Annotated in this window: 15 protein-coding genes; 3 read left to right on the top strand and 12 right to left on the bottom strand. The window is 71.3% G+C overall.

Translation table 11 applies throughout. From position 1 onward, the window contains the following. The 11 genes from V4F39_RS19415 to V4F39_RS19365 all read right to left on the bottom strand — a co-directional run bounded on the left by V4F39_RS19415 (position 1) and on the right by V4F39_RS19365 (position 11,859). The gene (locus V4F39_RS19415) at positions 1–222 is read right to left on the bottom strand and encodes an AbrB/MazE/SpoVT family DNA-binding domain-containing protein (protein ID WP_332291462.1); all 222 of its coding nucleotides are present in this window, start codon (positions 220–222) and stop codon (positions 1–3) included. Between the two features lie 57 nt (positions 223–279). Further along, entirely contained in the window at positions 280–2,496 is a 2,217-nt protein-coding gene (locus V4F39_RS19410) for a phosphocholine-specific phospholipase C (protein WP_332291460.1), read from the bottom strand. 49 nt (positions 2,497–2,545) lie between these two features. After that, positions 2,546–3,121 (bottom strand): PEPxxWA-CTERM sorting domain-containing protein, encoded by a 576-nt coding sequence (locus V4F39_RS19405; RefSeq protein ID WP_332291459.1) that lies wholly within the window; start codon positions 3,119–3,121, stop codon positions 2,546–2,548. A gap of 25 nt (positions 3,122–3,146) precedes the next feature. Next, the gene (locus V4F39_RS19400; protein ID WP_332291458.1) at positions 3,147–3,833 is read right to left on the bottom strand and encodes a PEP-CTERM sorting domain-containing protein; all 687 of its coding nucleotides are present in this window, start codon (positions 3,831–3,833) and stop codon (positions 3,147–3,149) included. 148 nt (positions 3,834–3,981) lie between these two features. Continuing rightward, a complete protein-coding gene (locus V4F39_RS19395; RefSeq protein WP_332291457.1) occupies positions 3,982–4,863 on the bottom strand; it encodes a hypothetical protein in 882 nt (293 codons plus the stop codon). A gap of 116 nt (positions 4,864–4,979) precedes the next feature. Next, positions 4,980–5,867: an ethanolamine ammonia-lyase subunit EutC gene (gene eutC / locus V4F39_RS19390; protein WP_332291456.1), complete on the bottom strand. Its 888-nt coding sequence runs from the start codon at positions 5,865–5,867 to the stop codon at positions 4,980–4,982. 12 nt (positions 5,868–5,879) lie between these two features. Continuing rightward, entirely contained in the window at positions 5,880–7,274 is a 1,395-nt protein-coding gene (locus V4F39_RS19385; RefSeq protein ID WP_332291455.1) for an ethanolamine ammonia-lyase subunit EutB, read from the bottom strand. Between the two features lie 21 nt (positions 7,275–7,295). Continuing rightward, on the bottom strand, positions 7,296–8,072 hold the full coding sequence (locus V4F39_RS19380) for a DeoR/GlpR family DNA-binding transcription regulator (protein ID WP_332291454.1): 777 nt from the start codon (positions 8,070–8,072) through the stop codon (positions 7,296–7,298). A gap of 30 nt (positions 8,073–8,102) precedes the next feature. Beyond that, positions 8,103–9,734, bottom strand: coding sequence for an ABC transporter permease subunit (locus V4F39_RS19375; RefSeq protein ID WP_332291453.1), 1,632 nt, complete (start codon positions 9,732–9,734; stop codon positions 8,103–8,105). Between the two features lie 83 nt (positions 9,735–9,817). Further along, a complete protein-coding gene (locus V4F39_RS19370) occupies positions 9,818–10,837 on the bottom strand; it encodes an ABC transporter ATP-binding protein (protein WP_332291452.1) in 1,020 nt (339 codons plus the stop codon). Positions 10,838–10,848: 11 nt separating this feature from the next. Further along, a complete protein-coding gene (locus tag V4F39_RS19365) occupies positions 10,849–11,859 on the bottom strand; it encodes an ABC transporter substrate-binding protein (RefSeq protein WP_332291451.1) in 1,011 nt (336 codons plus the stop codon). Positions 11,860–12,055: 196 nt separating this feature from the next. On the opposite strand from V4F39_RS19365, the gene hisN reads away from it, so the two are divergent. Then, positions 12,056–12,832 (top strand): histidinol-phosphatase, encoded by a 777-nt coding sequence (hisN, locus tag V4F39_RS19360; protein WP_332291450.1) that lies wholly within the window; start codon positions 12,056–12,058, stop codon positions 12,830–12,832. A 15-nt stretch (positions 12,833–12,847) separates the two neighbouring features. On the opposite strand, the gene V4F39_RS19355 is transcribed toward hisN, so the two are convergent. Beyond that, positions 12,848–13,492: a TetR/AcrR family transcriptional regulator gene (locus V4F39_RS19355; RefSeq protein WP_332291448.1), complete on the bottom strand. Its 645-nt coding sequence runs from the start codon at positions 13,490–13,492 to the stop codon at positions 12,848–12,850. 39 nt (positions 13,493–13,531) lie between these two features. On the opposite strand from V4F39_RS19355, the gene V4F39_RS19350 reads away from it, so the two are divergent. Further along, complete coding sequence (locus V4F39_RS19350) at positions 13,532–14,764, top strand: MFS transporter (RefSeq protein WP_332291446.1); 1,233 nt, start codon at positions 13,532–13,534, stop codon at positions 14,762–14,764. A gap of 33 nt (positions 14,765–14,797) precedes the next feature. After that, the gene (locus V4F39_RS19345) at positions 14,798–15,118 is read left to right on the top strand and encodes a YnfA family protein (RefSeq protein ID WP_332291445.1); all 321 of its coding nucleotides are present in this window, start codon (positions 14,798–14,800) and stop codon (positions 15,116–15,118) included. Positions 15,119–15,136 lie beyond the last annotated feature (18 nt).

The following is a 15,136-nucleotide window of genomic DNA, read 5'->3' as shown; positions in this document are numbered from 1 at the left end:
TTACCGCCAGGGGTTCATGTCATCGAGCGCGACGTGGGTGCCCTTGGGCACCTTCAGCATGCCCGCCATGTCCAGGATGGACTTGCTCTTGGCCCGGACGATGATGGTGCCGTCCGGCATGGCCGACCAGACCAGCCGGGTGCCTGGCTTGGCGTCGACCAGGGCGCGGATGTCGGCCGGGACGGTCGTCTGGCCCTTGGCTGTGATGGTGGATTCGGCCACTTCGGCTCCTTACTTTGTTGGTCATTGTAATGAGTTGCGTGGCCGCGCTTCAACGTCTCAGCCGACCACCAGCTGATTCGCCACCGCCACGCCCCCCATCGCCGGATCGCTCACCCCGTCCTGCCCGTTCTCCATCCGCCCGGCGAACCGGCGGCTGTATTCCGCCTGGCCCGCCACGCGCACGCTGAAGTCGTACCAGCGGTTGCTGGCGCCCAGCGGGCAGCGCACCACCTGTTCGCTGCGCGCCACCACCTTGTAGGTGGCCGGCGTCGGGTCGAAGTAGGCCTTCGCGGCGATGGTGAAGGTGCAGGGCCCGGTGCCCGTGTTGGCGAGCGTCACGACGAGGTCGTTGGTCAGCTTGTCGTAGCCCACCTGCACGTCGGGATTGGGTTGCGCCGCGGCGACGGCGCGCCTGGCGTTGCCGGTGAAGTGGCGGTGGAACCCCGCCGGCCCCAGCACCCACAGGTCGTAGAGGCCCGCGGTGTCGGGCGCCCACTGGCCGCTCAGCTGCTTGCCCGGCTCCACGGTGTAGCGGCGCGGGATCGCGGTGAGGTTCTTGCGGTCGTACACATGGAACACCGCGGCCTGCGTGCCGGTATTGGCGAAGGTCAGCTCCAGCTGCACGGCGCTGGCGCGGCCGGGCTGGCTGACGATGCGGCTGGTGACGTGCAGCTCGTAGGGCAGCGCGCGGGAAGGCCGCGCGCCCACGGCCTGCGACGGCAGCGCCAGCGTGCTCGGCGTCGGCGGCGTGGTGGTGCCCGACAGCGCCCGCGCCTGGTTGGCCAGTGCCAGCGTGGTGGGCAACTGCGCGAAGAATGCGGTGTCATTCGGGTTCTTGAAGTTGAAGGCCGAGGTCAGGTCGCCGGCCACCGCGCGGCGCCACGGGGTGATGTTGGTCTCGGCCACGCCGAACCGCGCCTCGATGAAGCGCAGCACCGAGGTGTGGTCGAACACCTGCGAATTGACCCAGCCGCCCTTGCTCCACGGCGACACCACGTACATCGGCACGCGCGGCCCCATGCCGTAAGGCCGGTGCAGGTAGGTGGCCGACGAGCCGTTGAGTACTTCGTTGTATTCGCCCAGCGTGCTGACGGTCGAGGCGCCGGCCAGCACGGCCTTGGCGGGGTCGGCGTCGAAGGTGACGTACGAGGGCGCGGCCGGCGGCGGCATGTGGTCGAAGAAGCCGTCGTTCTCGTCGAAGTTGACGATCAGCACCGTCTTGCTCCACACCTCGGGGTTGGCGGTCAGCGCCTCCAGGACCTTGGCGGTGTAGTCGGCGCCCTGCGCGGGGCTTGACGGGCCCGGGTGCTCCGAGCCCTCGGCGGTGGCGATGATCCACGACACCTGGGGCAGCGTGCCGGCCAGCACGTCCTCGCGCAGCTTGTCGAGGTCGCGCGTGGAGATGCCACGTTCCTTCAGCGCCACGGAGTGGCCCGGGCGGTTGTACCAGCCGTTGCGGAAGTTGCGAAAGCCGGCCAACGGGTTGTCGGTGAAGTTGTCGGCCATGTTCTGGTAGACCTGCCAGCTGATGCCTGCGGCCTGCAGGCGCTCGGGGTAGGTCGTCCAGGTGTAGTCGGTGGCCGGGTTCTCGTTGAACCAGTCGCGGCTGTTGTCGGTCGCGGGGCCGCCGCCCAAGCCCAGCGGATCGTTGCTGCCCGTCCAATGGAAGAGGCGGTTGGTGTTGGTGCCGGTCAGCGAACCCGCGTGGTACGCGTCGCACAGCGTGAAGGCGTTGGCCAGCGCAAACTGGAAGGGCATGTCGGCCTGCGTGAAGTAGCCGAGCGAATGGTTGTTCTTCGCGGCCGTCCACTGGTGCATGCGGCCGTGGTCCCAGGCCGCCTGCGCGTCCGTCCAGCTGTGCGGCGTGCCCGAGATGCGCATGTGCGCGAAGGTCTGCGTGGTGTTCAGCGGGAAGGGCGCGATGGATGCCGGCCCGGTAGTGGTCGACGGCGGCCGGCCCGGCTGCGCCTGGTACGCCGTGTTCGGCTGCACCCACACGTTGCGACCGTGGATGTAGGTGGTGTCGGGCACCGGGATCGGAAACCGGTCGCCGAAGCCGCGCACGCCGTTCAGCGTGCCGAAGTAGTGGTCGAACGAGCGGTTCTCCTGCATCAGGATGACGATGTGCTCGACGTCCTGGATCGTGCCGGTGCGGTGGTTGGCCTCGATGGCCAGGGCGCGCTGGATGGCGGGCGGAAAAGTCGTCATCACGGCGGTGGCGCCGGTGGCCGAGGCCACGCTGCGCAGGAAGCCGCGGCGGTTGGTGCTGCTCATGTCGGGGTGCTCCTGGAGGTTGCTGTGGGTGTGTCGCGGGCGGCTGGGCTCAGGCCCGGCGGCGGCGCGCGGCGAGGCCGACGGCGCCGAGGCCGGCGAGCATCAGCGCGTACGTCTCGGGCTCGGGCACGGCGGTGGTGAAGGTGAAGTCGTCCATCGCGTAGAAGGCGTGGCCAGTGCTGCTGATCGACACCGCGTCGACCAGGCCGGCGTAGCCGCTGGCCAGGAAGCTGGGCGTGGCGCTCGCGGCCAGCGTGGCCGAGGTGCCCACCAGCGCACCCTGGTAGTACAGCTTGAAGGTCACGTCGCCTTCCGTGTAGCCGGAGAACCAGGCGCCTTCGAACGTGACGGCCTGGCCGAAGCGCACCAGGCTGTCGGCATCGGTGGCGCCCCAGCCGAGCGTGACGACGGTGCCGCCTGAATGTGGCGCGTAGGCCGCGCCGCTGCCGTCGAACGAGGTCCAGGTCGAAGCGGACCAGTCGAGGCCGCCGTAGCCGGCGGGCAGGTAGTCGACCTCGGTCAGGGCGTCGAAGGTGAGCACGGTGCTGGCGGCCGAGGCCAATGGTGCGACGGCGGCCAGCACGGCGGCGGCGGCCCAGCGGGCCAGCATGTGTTGCATGGGCATGTTCGGAGCTCCTGCGGGGTGGATGTCAGGCTTGCGCGGCAGGGCGCTTGGCGCGGCGCGCGGCGGCGCCCACGGCGGCCAGGCCGAAGAGCATCAGCGCGTAGGTGCCGGGCTCCGGCACGGCCGAGATCGAGAAGAACAGGTTGTCGGCGTAGCCGTCGTTGTCGCTGGAGGCCTTGCGCTCCATCGACAGGGCGAGCACGGCGCTGGCGGCGGTGGTGGGCACCAGGCCGCTGTCCTCGCGGAAGTACACGCCGGTGGCGTTGCCGCGGTCGGCTGCCATCACCGGGCCGAGCGAGGCTTCGCCCACCAGGTTGCCCAGGCCGTCGAGGAAGGTCACGTAGACCATCGCGTTGTCGTCCTGGCTGCTCCAGCCGCCCAGCCAGCCCGACAACGAGTAGCTCACCAGGCCGGCCGAGATGTCGCCCTGGTGGCCGCTGAAGTCGAACACCTGGTAGCCCGCCGCGTAGCTGACGCTGCCGCCGACGAAGAGGTTGCTGCCGCGGTCCGTCGGCCCCGGCTGGGTGGGTGTGACCCAGTTGGAGCTGTACTTGTCGGCGATGAACAGCGGCGTGCCGGCGTAGGCCGTCCAGCCGGAGACGCCCGATTCCGCATCGCCGTTGACGATGAGGTTGGCGTCGTAGGCGGCATGCGCGCCGAGCGTGAAGGCGGCCAGCAGGCTGGCGGCGGAAAGACGTGCGAGGAAGTGCATGGAACAGGCCTTTCGGGCGGAGGTGGGACAAGGGTGGAGACGAAGGGGCGCCCCTCGCCGCCGGCAGGCCGGCGCGATGTGCAAGAGGCGTCGAACTGGAGCGGGAAGGCCGCGGCGCCGCGGGCAGCGGCGCTTCAGCGGCCCGGGGTCACCGGATCTTCTGGCCGGTGGCGGCGTCGATCACCGAACCATCGACCAGGCTCACGCGGTAGATCTCGCGGATGACGTTGCCGGCAAAGGCCAGCTCGACGATGGACACGTCGCGGAACGTGGTGGTGATGCCATCGGGCAGCACGGTGTTGAACTGCGCCGCCACCTGGTTCATCGAGGCCTGCACGGCCGGCGTGAACGGCGCCATGCTGTAGACCAGCGTGTTGTGCGGGTTGTGGGCGCGCAGGGCCTTGCCGTCCTGCACCACGTTGACGCCGCTCACGCCCATGGTGCGCACCAGTGCCTTGCCGGCGTCGCCCATCTTCGCGTAGACCGGGCCGGTCACGCGCGGCAGGGGGCCGTCGCGCAGCGGGGCCAGCGCCGCGGTGGCCACGGTGTTGAAGGCCATCATGTCCTCGAAACCCTTGCCGGTCTTCACGATGCCCAGGTCCAGCCACCACGGGCGGCCGGCGTCCTTGGCGGCTTCGGTGGTGTAGAAGGTCTTCAGCGTCAGCGTGAGGGGCCCCGGCACCTTGGGCAGCGCGGCGAGCATCCTGCGCGGCGTGGCCGGGTCGGCGCTGTGGATGTGCACCACGGTCACGTGCGGGATGTTGTAGGCCTCGGCTTCGGCCAGCAGGCCCTGCGCGAGCAGGCTCTGCCGCAGCGGGTCGCGGATCTTCGCGTTGAGCACGTCCGTCACGTCCGCCGGCAGCTTGTAGACCACGCCGTAGGTGGCGACGTGCGGACGGAACTCGGCGCTCGCGAGGCTGCTGTTGTCGATGGCCGCGGTGGGGGCCGTGCTGGCGCAGCCGGCCAGCAGCGCGGCGGCCGTGGCGGCCGCGGCCATCAGGGTGGAGGGGCGGTAGGTGCGGATCTTCATGACAACTCCTGGAGGTTCTTGGACGGACGGCGCAACGATGGGCAAAGGAACTCCATGCCGCGCGCGCAGCGCGCACGGCGATCGGTGGCAAGCGGCGGTGGGGGCGAGCCGGCTCGTCAGCCGGAGGGCGGCTCGCCGGTGGGCTGCGGCGGCGGCGTGGCCAGCTCGGTGGGCAGCGCCTCGGGGGCGGCAGCGCCGCGCAGCAGGGTGTCGTCGCTGCGGTCCTTCAACTGCACGCCGGTGAGCTTCAGGCGGCGCGCCTCGGCGGCCAGCCACCAGCAGCGGCGCGCGGCGTCGGCATACGAGGAACCGGCCGGCCGGATGTTGGAAATGCAGTTGCGCTCGGCGTCGCTGCGGCCCACCTGGGGCTGCCAGGTGAGGTACAGGCCCAGGCTGTCGGGCGAGCTGAGGCCGGGGCGTTCGCCGATCAGCATCGCCACCATCGGCGCGTGCAGCAGCTGGCCGATTTCGTCGCCCAGCGCGACGCGGGCCTGGCTGGCGACGACGATGGGCCCGAGCCGCCAGCCGGCCGGCGCTTGCGCCCGCAGCGCCGCGATCATCGGCCGCGCGTTGCGTTCGACCGCCATCGACGACAGGCCGTCGCCGACGACGATCAGCAGGTCGCAGGGCAGCGCGGCCTGCGCGGCCAGCCGCTCGACGCTGGCGTCGTCGAGGCGCCGGCCGAGGTCGGGGCGCAGCAGGTAGGCCGCGCGGTCCGCCGCGGCGCTGTGCACGGCCAGGGCCTGGCAGCCGTCGTCCTCGATCTGGCGGCACAAGGCATCGACGTCGAGCTGCAGGTGCACCGCGTCGCGCGCCATCGCGTGGGCGAAGCCGAAGCGCAGCAGCTCGTCGGTCGGCATGCTGCTGCCGGCGCGGCCCAGCGCGAGCCGCGCGGTGGTGTGGGCCCGCAGGTCGCCCCAGGGGTCGGGCGTGGCGATGCGCGGCGGCTCAGGCGCGGGCGACGCGGCGGGCGCGGCGTCGGGCGGGCGGCGGTCGGTGGTCATGGTCGCCCCGCCTCACGCCGCCAGCCGAAGCTGCCGCATCTGCTGCAGCGCCGGGTGCTGCGCGTCGACGGCCCGCACATGGCCCTGCGCGTCGCTGATGTGCATCTGCTGCAGCCACGCCTCGAACTCGGGTGCGCGCTGCAGGCCCAGCACCTCGCGCAGGTAGAGCGCGTCGTGGAACGAGGTGCTCTGGTAGTTCAGCATGATGTCGTCGGCCCCCGGCACGCCCATGATGAAGGTGAGGCCGGCGGCGCCCAGCAGCGTCATCAGCGTGTCCATGTCGTCGGAGTCGGCCTCGGCGTGGTTGGTGTAGCAGACGTCGCAGCCCAGCGGCACGCCCATCAGCTTGCCGCAGAAGTGGTCTTCGAGCCCGGCGCGGATGATCTGCTTGCCGTCGTACAGGTACTCGGGCCCGATGAAGCCCACCACCGTGTTGGTGAGCAGCGGCCGGAAGGCGCGGGCCACCGCGTAGGCGCGGGCCTCGCAGGTCTGCTGGTCGACGCCGTGGTGTGCGTTGGCCGAGAGCGCGCTGCCCTGGCCGGTCTCGAAGTACATGACGTTGTCGCCCAGCGTGCCGCGCTTCAGCGACAGGGCCGCCTCGTGCGCCTCGCGCAGCACCGCCAGGCTGATGCCGAAGCTGGCGTTCGCGCGCTCGGTGCCGGCCACCGACTGGAAGACGAGGTCGACCGGCGCACCCTGCTCGATCATCTGCACCGTGTTGGTGACGTGCGTGAGCACGCAGGACTGCGTGGGAATCGCCAGGCGCGAAATCAGCTCGTCGAGCATGTGCACCAGCCCGGTGAGCGCGGGGAGGCTGTCGGTGGCGGGGTTGATGCCGATCACCGCGTCGCCCGCGCCGTAGAGCAGGCCGTCGAGCATCGACGCGGCGATGCCGCGCAGGTCGTCGGTGGGGTGGTTGGGCTGCAGCCGCACCGCCAGGTGGCCGGGCAGGCCGATGGTGTTGCGGAAGCGCGTGACCACGCGGCACTTGCGCGCCACCAGCACCAGGTCCTGGTTGCGCATGAGCTTGCTCACCGCCGCGGCCATCTCGGGTGTGATGCCGGGTGCCACGTGGGCCAGCGTGGCGCTGTCCGCCGCCTCGGTGAGCAGCCAGTTGCGGAAGTCGCCGACGGTGAGGTGCGCGATGGGCGCGAAGGCGGCCGCGTCGTGCGTGTCGATGATGAGCCGCGTGACCTCGTCGGCCTCGTAGGGCACCAGCGCCTCGTCGAGGAAGCGCTTCAGCGGCACCTCGGCCAGGCACATGCGCGCGGCCATGCGCTCCACTGCGGTCTGCGCCGCCACGCCGGCCAGCACGTCGCCCGAGCGCGCGGGCGTGGCCTTGGCCATCAGCTCGCGCAGGTCGGCGAAGGGCCAGGTGGTACTGCCGACGCTGTGGCTGTAAGGCATGGTGCGTGCTCCGGGGAGGTTTCAGGCCAGGATGACCTGCTGGCAGGCCTTGCGCAAGGCGGCCAGCGCGGGCAGGGGGCCCGCGCCGGCGTCGGTGACGATCACGTCGATGTCGGCCGGCTTGGCGTAGGTGACGCGGCTGGCCTGGCCGATCTTGCTGTGGTCGGCCAGGATCACCACCTGCTGCGCCTGCGCCGCCATCGCGCGGGCGATCGCCGCCTCGTGGTGCTCGAAGCTCATCGCGCCGTGCTTGGCGTGAAGCCCCACCGGCGACAGCAGCGCCACGTCGGCGCGGAAGCGGTGGATCTCTTCGATCGCCGCCTCGCCGTACGTGGCTTGCGTCTTGGCGTCGATCTCGCCGCCGAGCAGCAGCGTCTGGTTGCGCGAATCGCGCCCTTCGCCGGCGTTGGCGAGCTTGAGCGCGATGTTCAGCGAGTTGGTGACGACCACCATGCCGCACAGCGTGGCCAGCTCTTCCGCGAAGATGGCGTTGGTGCTGCCGGTGTCGAGGAACACCGTCTGCCCCGGCTGCAGCAGCGCCACGGCGGCCTTGGCGATGGCGCGCTTCTCTTTCTGGCGGGCGGCCAGCCGCACGGCCAGCGGCGGCTCGGGCTCGGCGCCCATGGCGACCGCGCCGCCGTGCACGCGCCGCAGTTCGCCCAGGTCCTCGAGCTGCACCAGGTCGCGGCGCACCGTCTCGCGGGAGACTTCGAGGTCCTGCACGATGCGGTCGACGCTCACGCGCGCGAAGGTGGCCAGCAGGCTGCGGATGCGCAGGAAACGTTCTTCTTGAAGCATGTCTCGGTGCGGATGGAAAGGGAGGTTGCCTCAGCGCCGGGGCGCCGCCGCCCGGCGCGTAAGCGCATGCAGCAGCAGCGCCATGGCGCCGACAATCGCCATGATGCACGTTGAAAATGCCGCTGCCTGCGAGGTGAAGCCCGCCTCGTCCAGCCGCATCACCGTCACCGACCCCATCGACAGCGACGGCGTGATCAGGAAGATGACCGCCGACAGCGTGACCATCGACCGCATGAACAGGAACACCGCGATGGCCAGCAGGGTGGTGCGCAGGGCCGGCCAGTACACGTCGCCCAGCACGCGGGCCATGCCGCCGCCCAGCACGGTGGTGGCGTCTTCCAGCGCCGCGGGCACGGTGCGCATGCCGGTGGTCATCGTCACGAAACCCTGCGTGTGGTAGTGGTAGTAGTTGCACAGCGCCAGCAACAGCGCGGTGCCGTAGAGCGCGCCCCAGGGCATCCCGGCGCTGTTGAAGGTGAACACGTAGGCCAGGCCCAGCACCAGCCCCGGCACCGCCACCGGCAGCGCGCTCAGCAGCCGCGCCGCGGCGGCGGCCCGGCCCGGCAGGCGCTGCACGCCGAAGGCCAGCAGGAAGAGCATCACCGTGCCCACGCCCGCGGCCAGTACCGAGACCCACACCGACGTCCACAACGGCGCGTAGCCGCCGGCGATGTCGATGTCGTAGTGCTTGAGCGTCAGGTCGAGCTTGTAGGGCCACAGGCGGATGAAGCTGGCGACGACAACGGTGAACACCACCGCATAGATCGCGCCGGCGATCAGCAGCATCGCGGCGAAGAAGGCGCCGTCGCGGCCCGGCCGGCGCACCGGCACCGGCGGCTGCGCCGTCTCGGCGCCCGCGCCGGCCTGGCGCCGCGCGGCCAGGTGCTCGATGAAGACCGACAGCGCCGCCGGCACCAGCAGCACGATGCCCACCACCGCGCCCAGGCCGAACTTCATCTGCCCGCTCACCTGGTTGTAGATCTCGGTGGCCAGCACCGGGAAGTTGCCGCCGATCACCACTGCGTTGCCGAAGTCGGTGATGGTGACGGTGAACACCACGAACGCCGCGCTCAGCAGGCCGTAGCGCACGCCGGGCAGCGTGATGTCGGCGAACTGCCGCCACGGCGTGGCGCCCAGCATCTCGGCGGCTTCGTACTGGCGCGCGTCGCCGTGGCGCAGCGCGGCACGCAGGATCAGCACCGCCTGCGGCAGCGCGTACAGCACATCGGCGATCAAGAGGCCCCAGAAGCCGTAGACGTCGGGCCGGATGCCCAGCAGCTTGCCGACGATGCCGTTGCGCCCAAGAAGGAAGATGAGCCCGAGCCCCAACACCAGCGAAGGCGCCAGCATCGGCAGTGCCATGCTGATGGCGGCGAAGCGCTTGCCGGGCATGCAGGTGCGCTCCAGCCCGTAGGCGAGCGCGAAGCCCAGCGCCAGCGTGACCAGCGTGGTGGCGCCGCCCAGCAGCAGGCTGTTGGAGAGCGCGCGCCACACGCCGGGCGTGTCGAGCAGCGCGGCGTAGTTGGCCAGGCCCACGCCGCCGCCGTCCTGCAGCAGGCTGCGCCAGCCGATGCCCAGCATCGGCACGCCGAAGAACATCACCAGCGCGGCCAGCGGCAGCCACAGGCAGGCGCGCAGCAGCCAGCGGTCTGCAACGCGCATAGGCAGGACGGCGCCGCGGTTCGCCCGGCCCGCAGGCTGCGCGGCCGCCGGCAAGGTGGCTGCGGCAGAGGTCTGCGCGGCGCTCATGCGTGCACCCAATGGCAGTCGTCCGCGCCGATGGCCAGCGGCACCGACTGGCCCACCGACAGCGGCACGGCGCTGCTGGTCTCGGCCAGGACCTCGATGCCTCCCCATAGCGCGCGCACGCGCTGGATGCTGCCAAGGAAGCCCACGTCGGTGACGGTGGCGAGCGTGGCGACCTGTGCGGCGGCGGCGTCCGCCAGGCGCACCCGCTCGGGGCGCACGCACAGCAGCGCATCGCCGGCGGCCAGGCCTTGCGGCAATGCGGGCAACGCAGGCACCAGCCGCTGCGCCTGCGCGGCGGGCAGCAGGTTGCTGTGGCCCATGAAGTCCGCCACGAAGCGCGTGCGCGGCTGCTCGTACAGCGCCTTCGGCGCGCCGTGCTGCTCGATGCGGCCGTGGTTCATGCAGACGATGGTGTCGGCCATCGACATGGCTTCCTCCTGGTCGTGCGTGACCATCAGTGTCGGGATGCCCAGGCTGCGCTGCACCTCGCGCAGTTCGCGGCGCAGGTCGGCGCGCACGCGTGCATCGAGCGCGGAGAGCGGTTCGTCGAGCAGCAGCAGCGAAGGGTTCACCGCCAGCGCGCGGGCGATGGCCACGCGCTGCTGCTGGCCGCCCGACAGCTCGCCGGGGTAGCGCTGCGCAAACGCCGGCAGCTTGACCCGGTCGAGCAACGCGGCCACGCGCCGCGCCGTCGCCGCGCCATCGGTGCCGCGGATGCGCAGGCCGTAGGCCACGTTCTGCGCCACCGTCATGTGCGGGAACAGCGAGTACGACTGGAAGACGATGCCGAAGCCGCGGTCACGCGCGGGCACCGAGGCCAGGTCCTTCCCGCCCAGCGTGATGCTGCCGCCATCGGCGGCCATCAGCCCCGCGACGATGCGCAGCAGCGTGGTCTTGCCGCAGCCGCTGGGCCCGAGCAGGCAGACGAACTCGGCACCGCCCACGTCGAGGTCGATGCGCTCCAGGGCCACCTGGCCGTTGAAGCTCTTGTGGATGTTCCGGATCTGCAGTGCCATGGCGGTGCGTCTCAGCGGCCGATGTTCTTCTGCCAGGTGGCGAGCACGGTGTCGCGGTCCTTGGCGGACTGGGCGAAGTCCATCGGGTACAGCAGCTTGCTCAGGTCGGCCGGCAGGCCGGCGGCCTTCGCGGCCTTGGACTGCGGCGCCCCCGGCAGCGTCACGATCTCCTTGTACTTGACGTAGAGGCCGGTGGCGGCGGGCGAGAGCGTCCAGTCGAGGAAGCGCTTGGCATCGGCCGGGTTCTTCGCCTTGGCCATCAGGCCCGAGGCTTCGAGCTCGTAGCCGGCGCCGTCGGTGGGGATCACCATCTTCACCGGGAAGCCTTCTTCCACCGACTGCATCGCCGCGAAGGCCAGCGAGGTGCCGATGGCGAACTCGCCCGCGCGCGCCGCCTTGCACGGCCGCGAGCCCGACTTGATGTACTGCGCCACGTTGCCGTCGAGCGACTTGAGGAAGGCCCAGCCCTCGCTGCTGCCCTTGGACTGCAGCAGCGCCGCGATCTGCAGGTAGCCGGTGCCCGACGACACCGGGTTGGGCATCACCACCTCGCCCTTGTAGACGGGGTTGGTCAGGTCCTTCCAGCTGGTGGGCATCGGCAGGTTCTTGGCCTTCAGCACCTCGGTGTTCACGCAGAAGGCGGCCATGTAGCCGGTGGTGGCGAACCACTTGCCGTCGGCGGCCTTGTCGGCGGCCTTGAGCTGGTCGGCGCCCTTGGGCGTGTAGGGCGCCAGCAGCGCGGTGACACGCGGGTCGAGCATGTTGGTCAGTGCCCAGCCCCAGATGACGTCGTGCTGCGGGTTCGCGGCTTCGGCCAGGATGCGCGCGCCCAGGTCGCCGGTGGACAGGCGCAGCACCTTCACGTCGACGTCGGGCAGGTCCTTCTTGGCGGCAGCCACGTAGTCCTTGATCTCGTCTTCTTCCAGCGCGGTGTAGACGGTGACGGTGCCGGCGTGGGCTGCAGCGGCGGCGGCGAACAGGGCGGTGGCGAGCAGGCGTTGGGCTGTCGGGAAGGTGGGCATCGGGTACTCCACGGTGCGATTGGTTTGAAATGGGGCGCGGCGGCGGTGTTGTCATCGCCAAGTCGGTGCACATTTGAGTAGTTGTGCAAATTTAAGTACTTGGCAACAATAGCCGCAAGCACCATTCGTGCCACAGATCGCATCGCGGCAGGCCCTGCAGGCCTGCGCCCCCCATCAACTGCCGGAGCCTGTTCCCATGCCGACCCTCGACGCCCTTGCGATCGCCAACGAGCTTGCCGATGCCGCCCAACGGCATTCCCTGCCTCACTTCCGCACGGCGATCGACGTCATCACCAAGGCCGACGACAGCCCCGTGACGATGGCCGACCGTGCGGCCGAAGCCGCGATGCGCGAGGTGCTGGCGCGGCGCGTGCCGGGCCACGGCATCCTGGGCGAGGAGCATGGCCGCGAGCGGCTGGACGCGGACCATGTCTGGGTGCTCGACCCCATCGACGGCACCAAGAGCTTCATCACCGGTTCTCCGTTGTGGGGCACGCTGATCGCGCTGGTGCACCAGGGGCGGGTGGCGCTCGGCATGGTGGACATGCCGGTGCTGGGCGAGCGGTGGGTGGGCCGCCCGGGGCTGGGCGCATCGCGCAACGGCGAGGCGGTGCGCGCCAGCGGGTGCACCGCGCTCGCGCAGGCGCGCATCTTCACCACCTCGCCCGACATGTTCAGTGCCGGCCAGTGGCAGGCCTTCGACACGCTGAGCCGCCGCTGCGCGCTGCGGCGTTTCGGCGGCGATTGCTACAGCTACGCGCAGCTCGCCGGCGGCACGGCCGACCTGGTGGTCGAGGCCGGCCTGCAGCCATACGACTACATGGCGCTGGTGGGGCTGGTGGAAGCGGCCGGCGGCGTCATCACCGATTGGGAAGGCAAGCCCCTGACGCTCGCGTCGGCCGGCCACGTGGCGGCGGCGGCCACCGCGGCGCTGCACCGGCAGGCGCTGGAGGTGCTCGCGACGGCAGCCTGACCGTCCGCGCGCGCGTCAGCGCGGGCCGGCGCCGAGCAGCGCGTGCAGCTGCTCCTCGAACAGCCTGCCGATGCTGGCCTCGGGCGTGCAGCGCAGCAGCGTGTTGTGGATCGCGCCCATCCACACCGGCGCCATCAGCAGGTGCGGATGGCGGGCCAGCACGGCGGCGCGCTGCTCGCCGCGCGCCACCGCCTGCCGCGCCACCTTGCGGATGTGCGCGTTCATCGGGGCGAACACCTCGCGGCGGTAGACGTCGGCGAGGGCCGGGAAGCGCATGCCCTCGGTCATCACCAGCCGCATCACCGCGACCCGGCGCGACTGCTCGATGCCGCGGATCAGCGGCAGCAGCGTGCGCCGGAAGAAGGCCTCCAGCGTCTCGTCCTCCAAGAACGCGGGCGGCTGCTCGTGGAACAGCGCACCGACCACCAGGTCCTGCACCACACCCTCGAACAGCGCTTCCTTGCTGGCGAAGTAGTGGTACGGCGTGCCTTTGGCGAGCCCGGACTGCCGGGCCACGTCCGCCATCGTGGCCTGGGCGAAGCCGCGCGCGAGGAACACGTCGAGCGCGGCCTCGACGATCAGCGTGCGGGTGCGGGCCGTCTTGTCCGGGCTTGGGCCGCGGGTCCTCGGCGCGGGTGGACGGCGGGACTGCTCGGACATGGCGGGGTGCGATCCTTATAATTGACCTGATGTTCAATTATGACTGCCGCCGTGGCTGAGGCGCCGCCCCCACGCCGGGCGTTCCGGCTGATCGCGCTGGCGCTGCTCGTCGGCAACATGGGCGCGACGATGATCAGCCCGCTGCTGCCGATCTACCGCCTGCAGTGGGGCCTGGCGGCGAGCACGATCACCGTCGTCTTCGTGGCCTACATGCTGGGCGTGCTGTCGGCCTTCCTGTTCCTCGGCCGCGTCAGCGACCATGCCGGCCCGCTGAAGGTGCTGAAGGCCGCCCTGCTGATGATGGTCGCCGGGCTGGCGGCCTCCGCGGCTGCGCCGGGCGTGGAGTGGCTGGTCGCCGCGCGCGCGGTGGTCGGCGTGGCGTCGGGGTTGATCACCGCGTCGGCCACGGTGGGGCTCGTCGAGGCCGAGCCGGCGGGGGCGGTCCGGCGTGCGCCCCTGGTGGCGTCGGTCACCACCATGGCGGGGTTCGGCCTCGGCCCGCTCGTGTGCGGGCTGCTCGCGCAAGGGCTGCCGCAGCCGCTGGTGTGGCCGCACCTGCTCATCGCCGCCCCCACCGCGGCCGTGCTGCTCGGCCTGGCGAAGGTCCGCGCCACGGGCGCGCCGCCGCGCCCGGCATCTTCGCTGCGGCTGGCGCCGAGCTTCGTGCTGCCCGCGCCCGGCGCACGGGCGGCCTTCCTGCTGGCGTCGCTGGGGCTGTTCACCGCGTACGCGGTGTTCAGCATGATGGCGTCGCTGGCGCCCACCTTCCTGGACACCATCCTGCCATGGCACGGCCCTGCGGTGAGCGGCCTGGCGCTCTCCGCCGTCCTGTTCTGCTCGTCGGGCATCCAGTTGCCAATGCGCCGCCGCCCGCAGGCCGTCAACGCCCGGCTCGGCCTGTCGGCCCTGGCGGCGAGCGTGGCCTGCCTGGCGGGTGCGCTCATCTTGCCGTCGCCGCTGCTCTTCTTCACGGCCGACCTGCTGCTCGGGCTGGGCCATGGCCTGACGTACCTGGCCTCGTTGTCGCGGGTCAGCGGCATGGCGACGCCGGCCAGCCGGGCGGGGCTGCTGTGTTCGTTCCTGAGCATCGGCTACCTCGGCACCATCGTGCCGATCCTCGCGACGGGGCTGCTGGCCGACCATGTCGGCGTGCCGCGTGCAGCCATCGTGTTCTGCTGCGTGTTCGCGGTCTCCACCCTGGGGCTGCTGGTGTGGAGCCTGCGGATGCCCGGCACGCCCGCCGCGGCGCAGCCGGTGCCGGCGGCCCGCTGAAGCCTGCGGGGACCGGCCGCGACAATGCGTGCCATGAAGACGCTGCTGCTGTACATCGCCACCGCCGTCGCCGAGATCGTCGGCTGCTACGGGCCGTGGCTGTGGCTGAAGCAGGGGCGGTCGGCGGGCTGGCTGGTGCTGGGGGCGGCGAGCCTGGCGCTCTTCGCGTGGCTGCTGACGCTGCACGAGGCGGCGGCCGGGCGGGTGTATGCCGCCTACGGCGGCGTCTACATCGGCGTGGCGATCGCGTGGCTGTGGGCGGTCGACGGCATCCGCCCGACGCCCTGGGACGTGGCCGGCGTGGCGGTCGCCCTGGCGGGCATGGGGCTGATCGCCTTCCAGCCGGCGCGCTGAGCGGACGGAGGCGGGATC

Source organism: Aquincola agrisoli (assembly GCF_036621135.1).
In the GTDB taxonomy this organism is placed as follows: domain Bacteria; phylum Pseudomonadota; class Gammaproteobacteria; order Burkholderiales; family Burkholderiaceae_C; genus Aquincola; species Aquincola agrisoli.
This window is presented reverse-complemented; position numbering and strand designations above follow the sequence as displayed.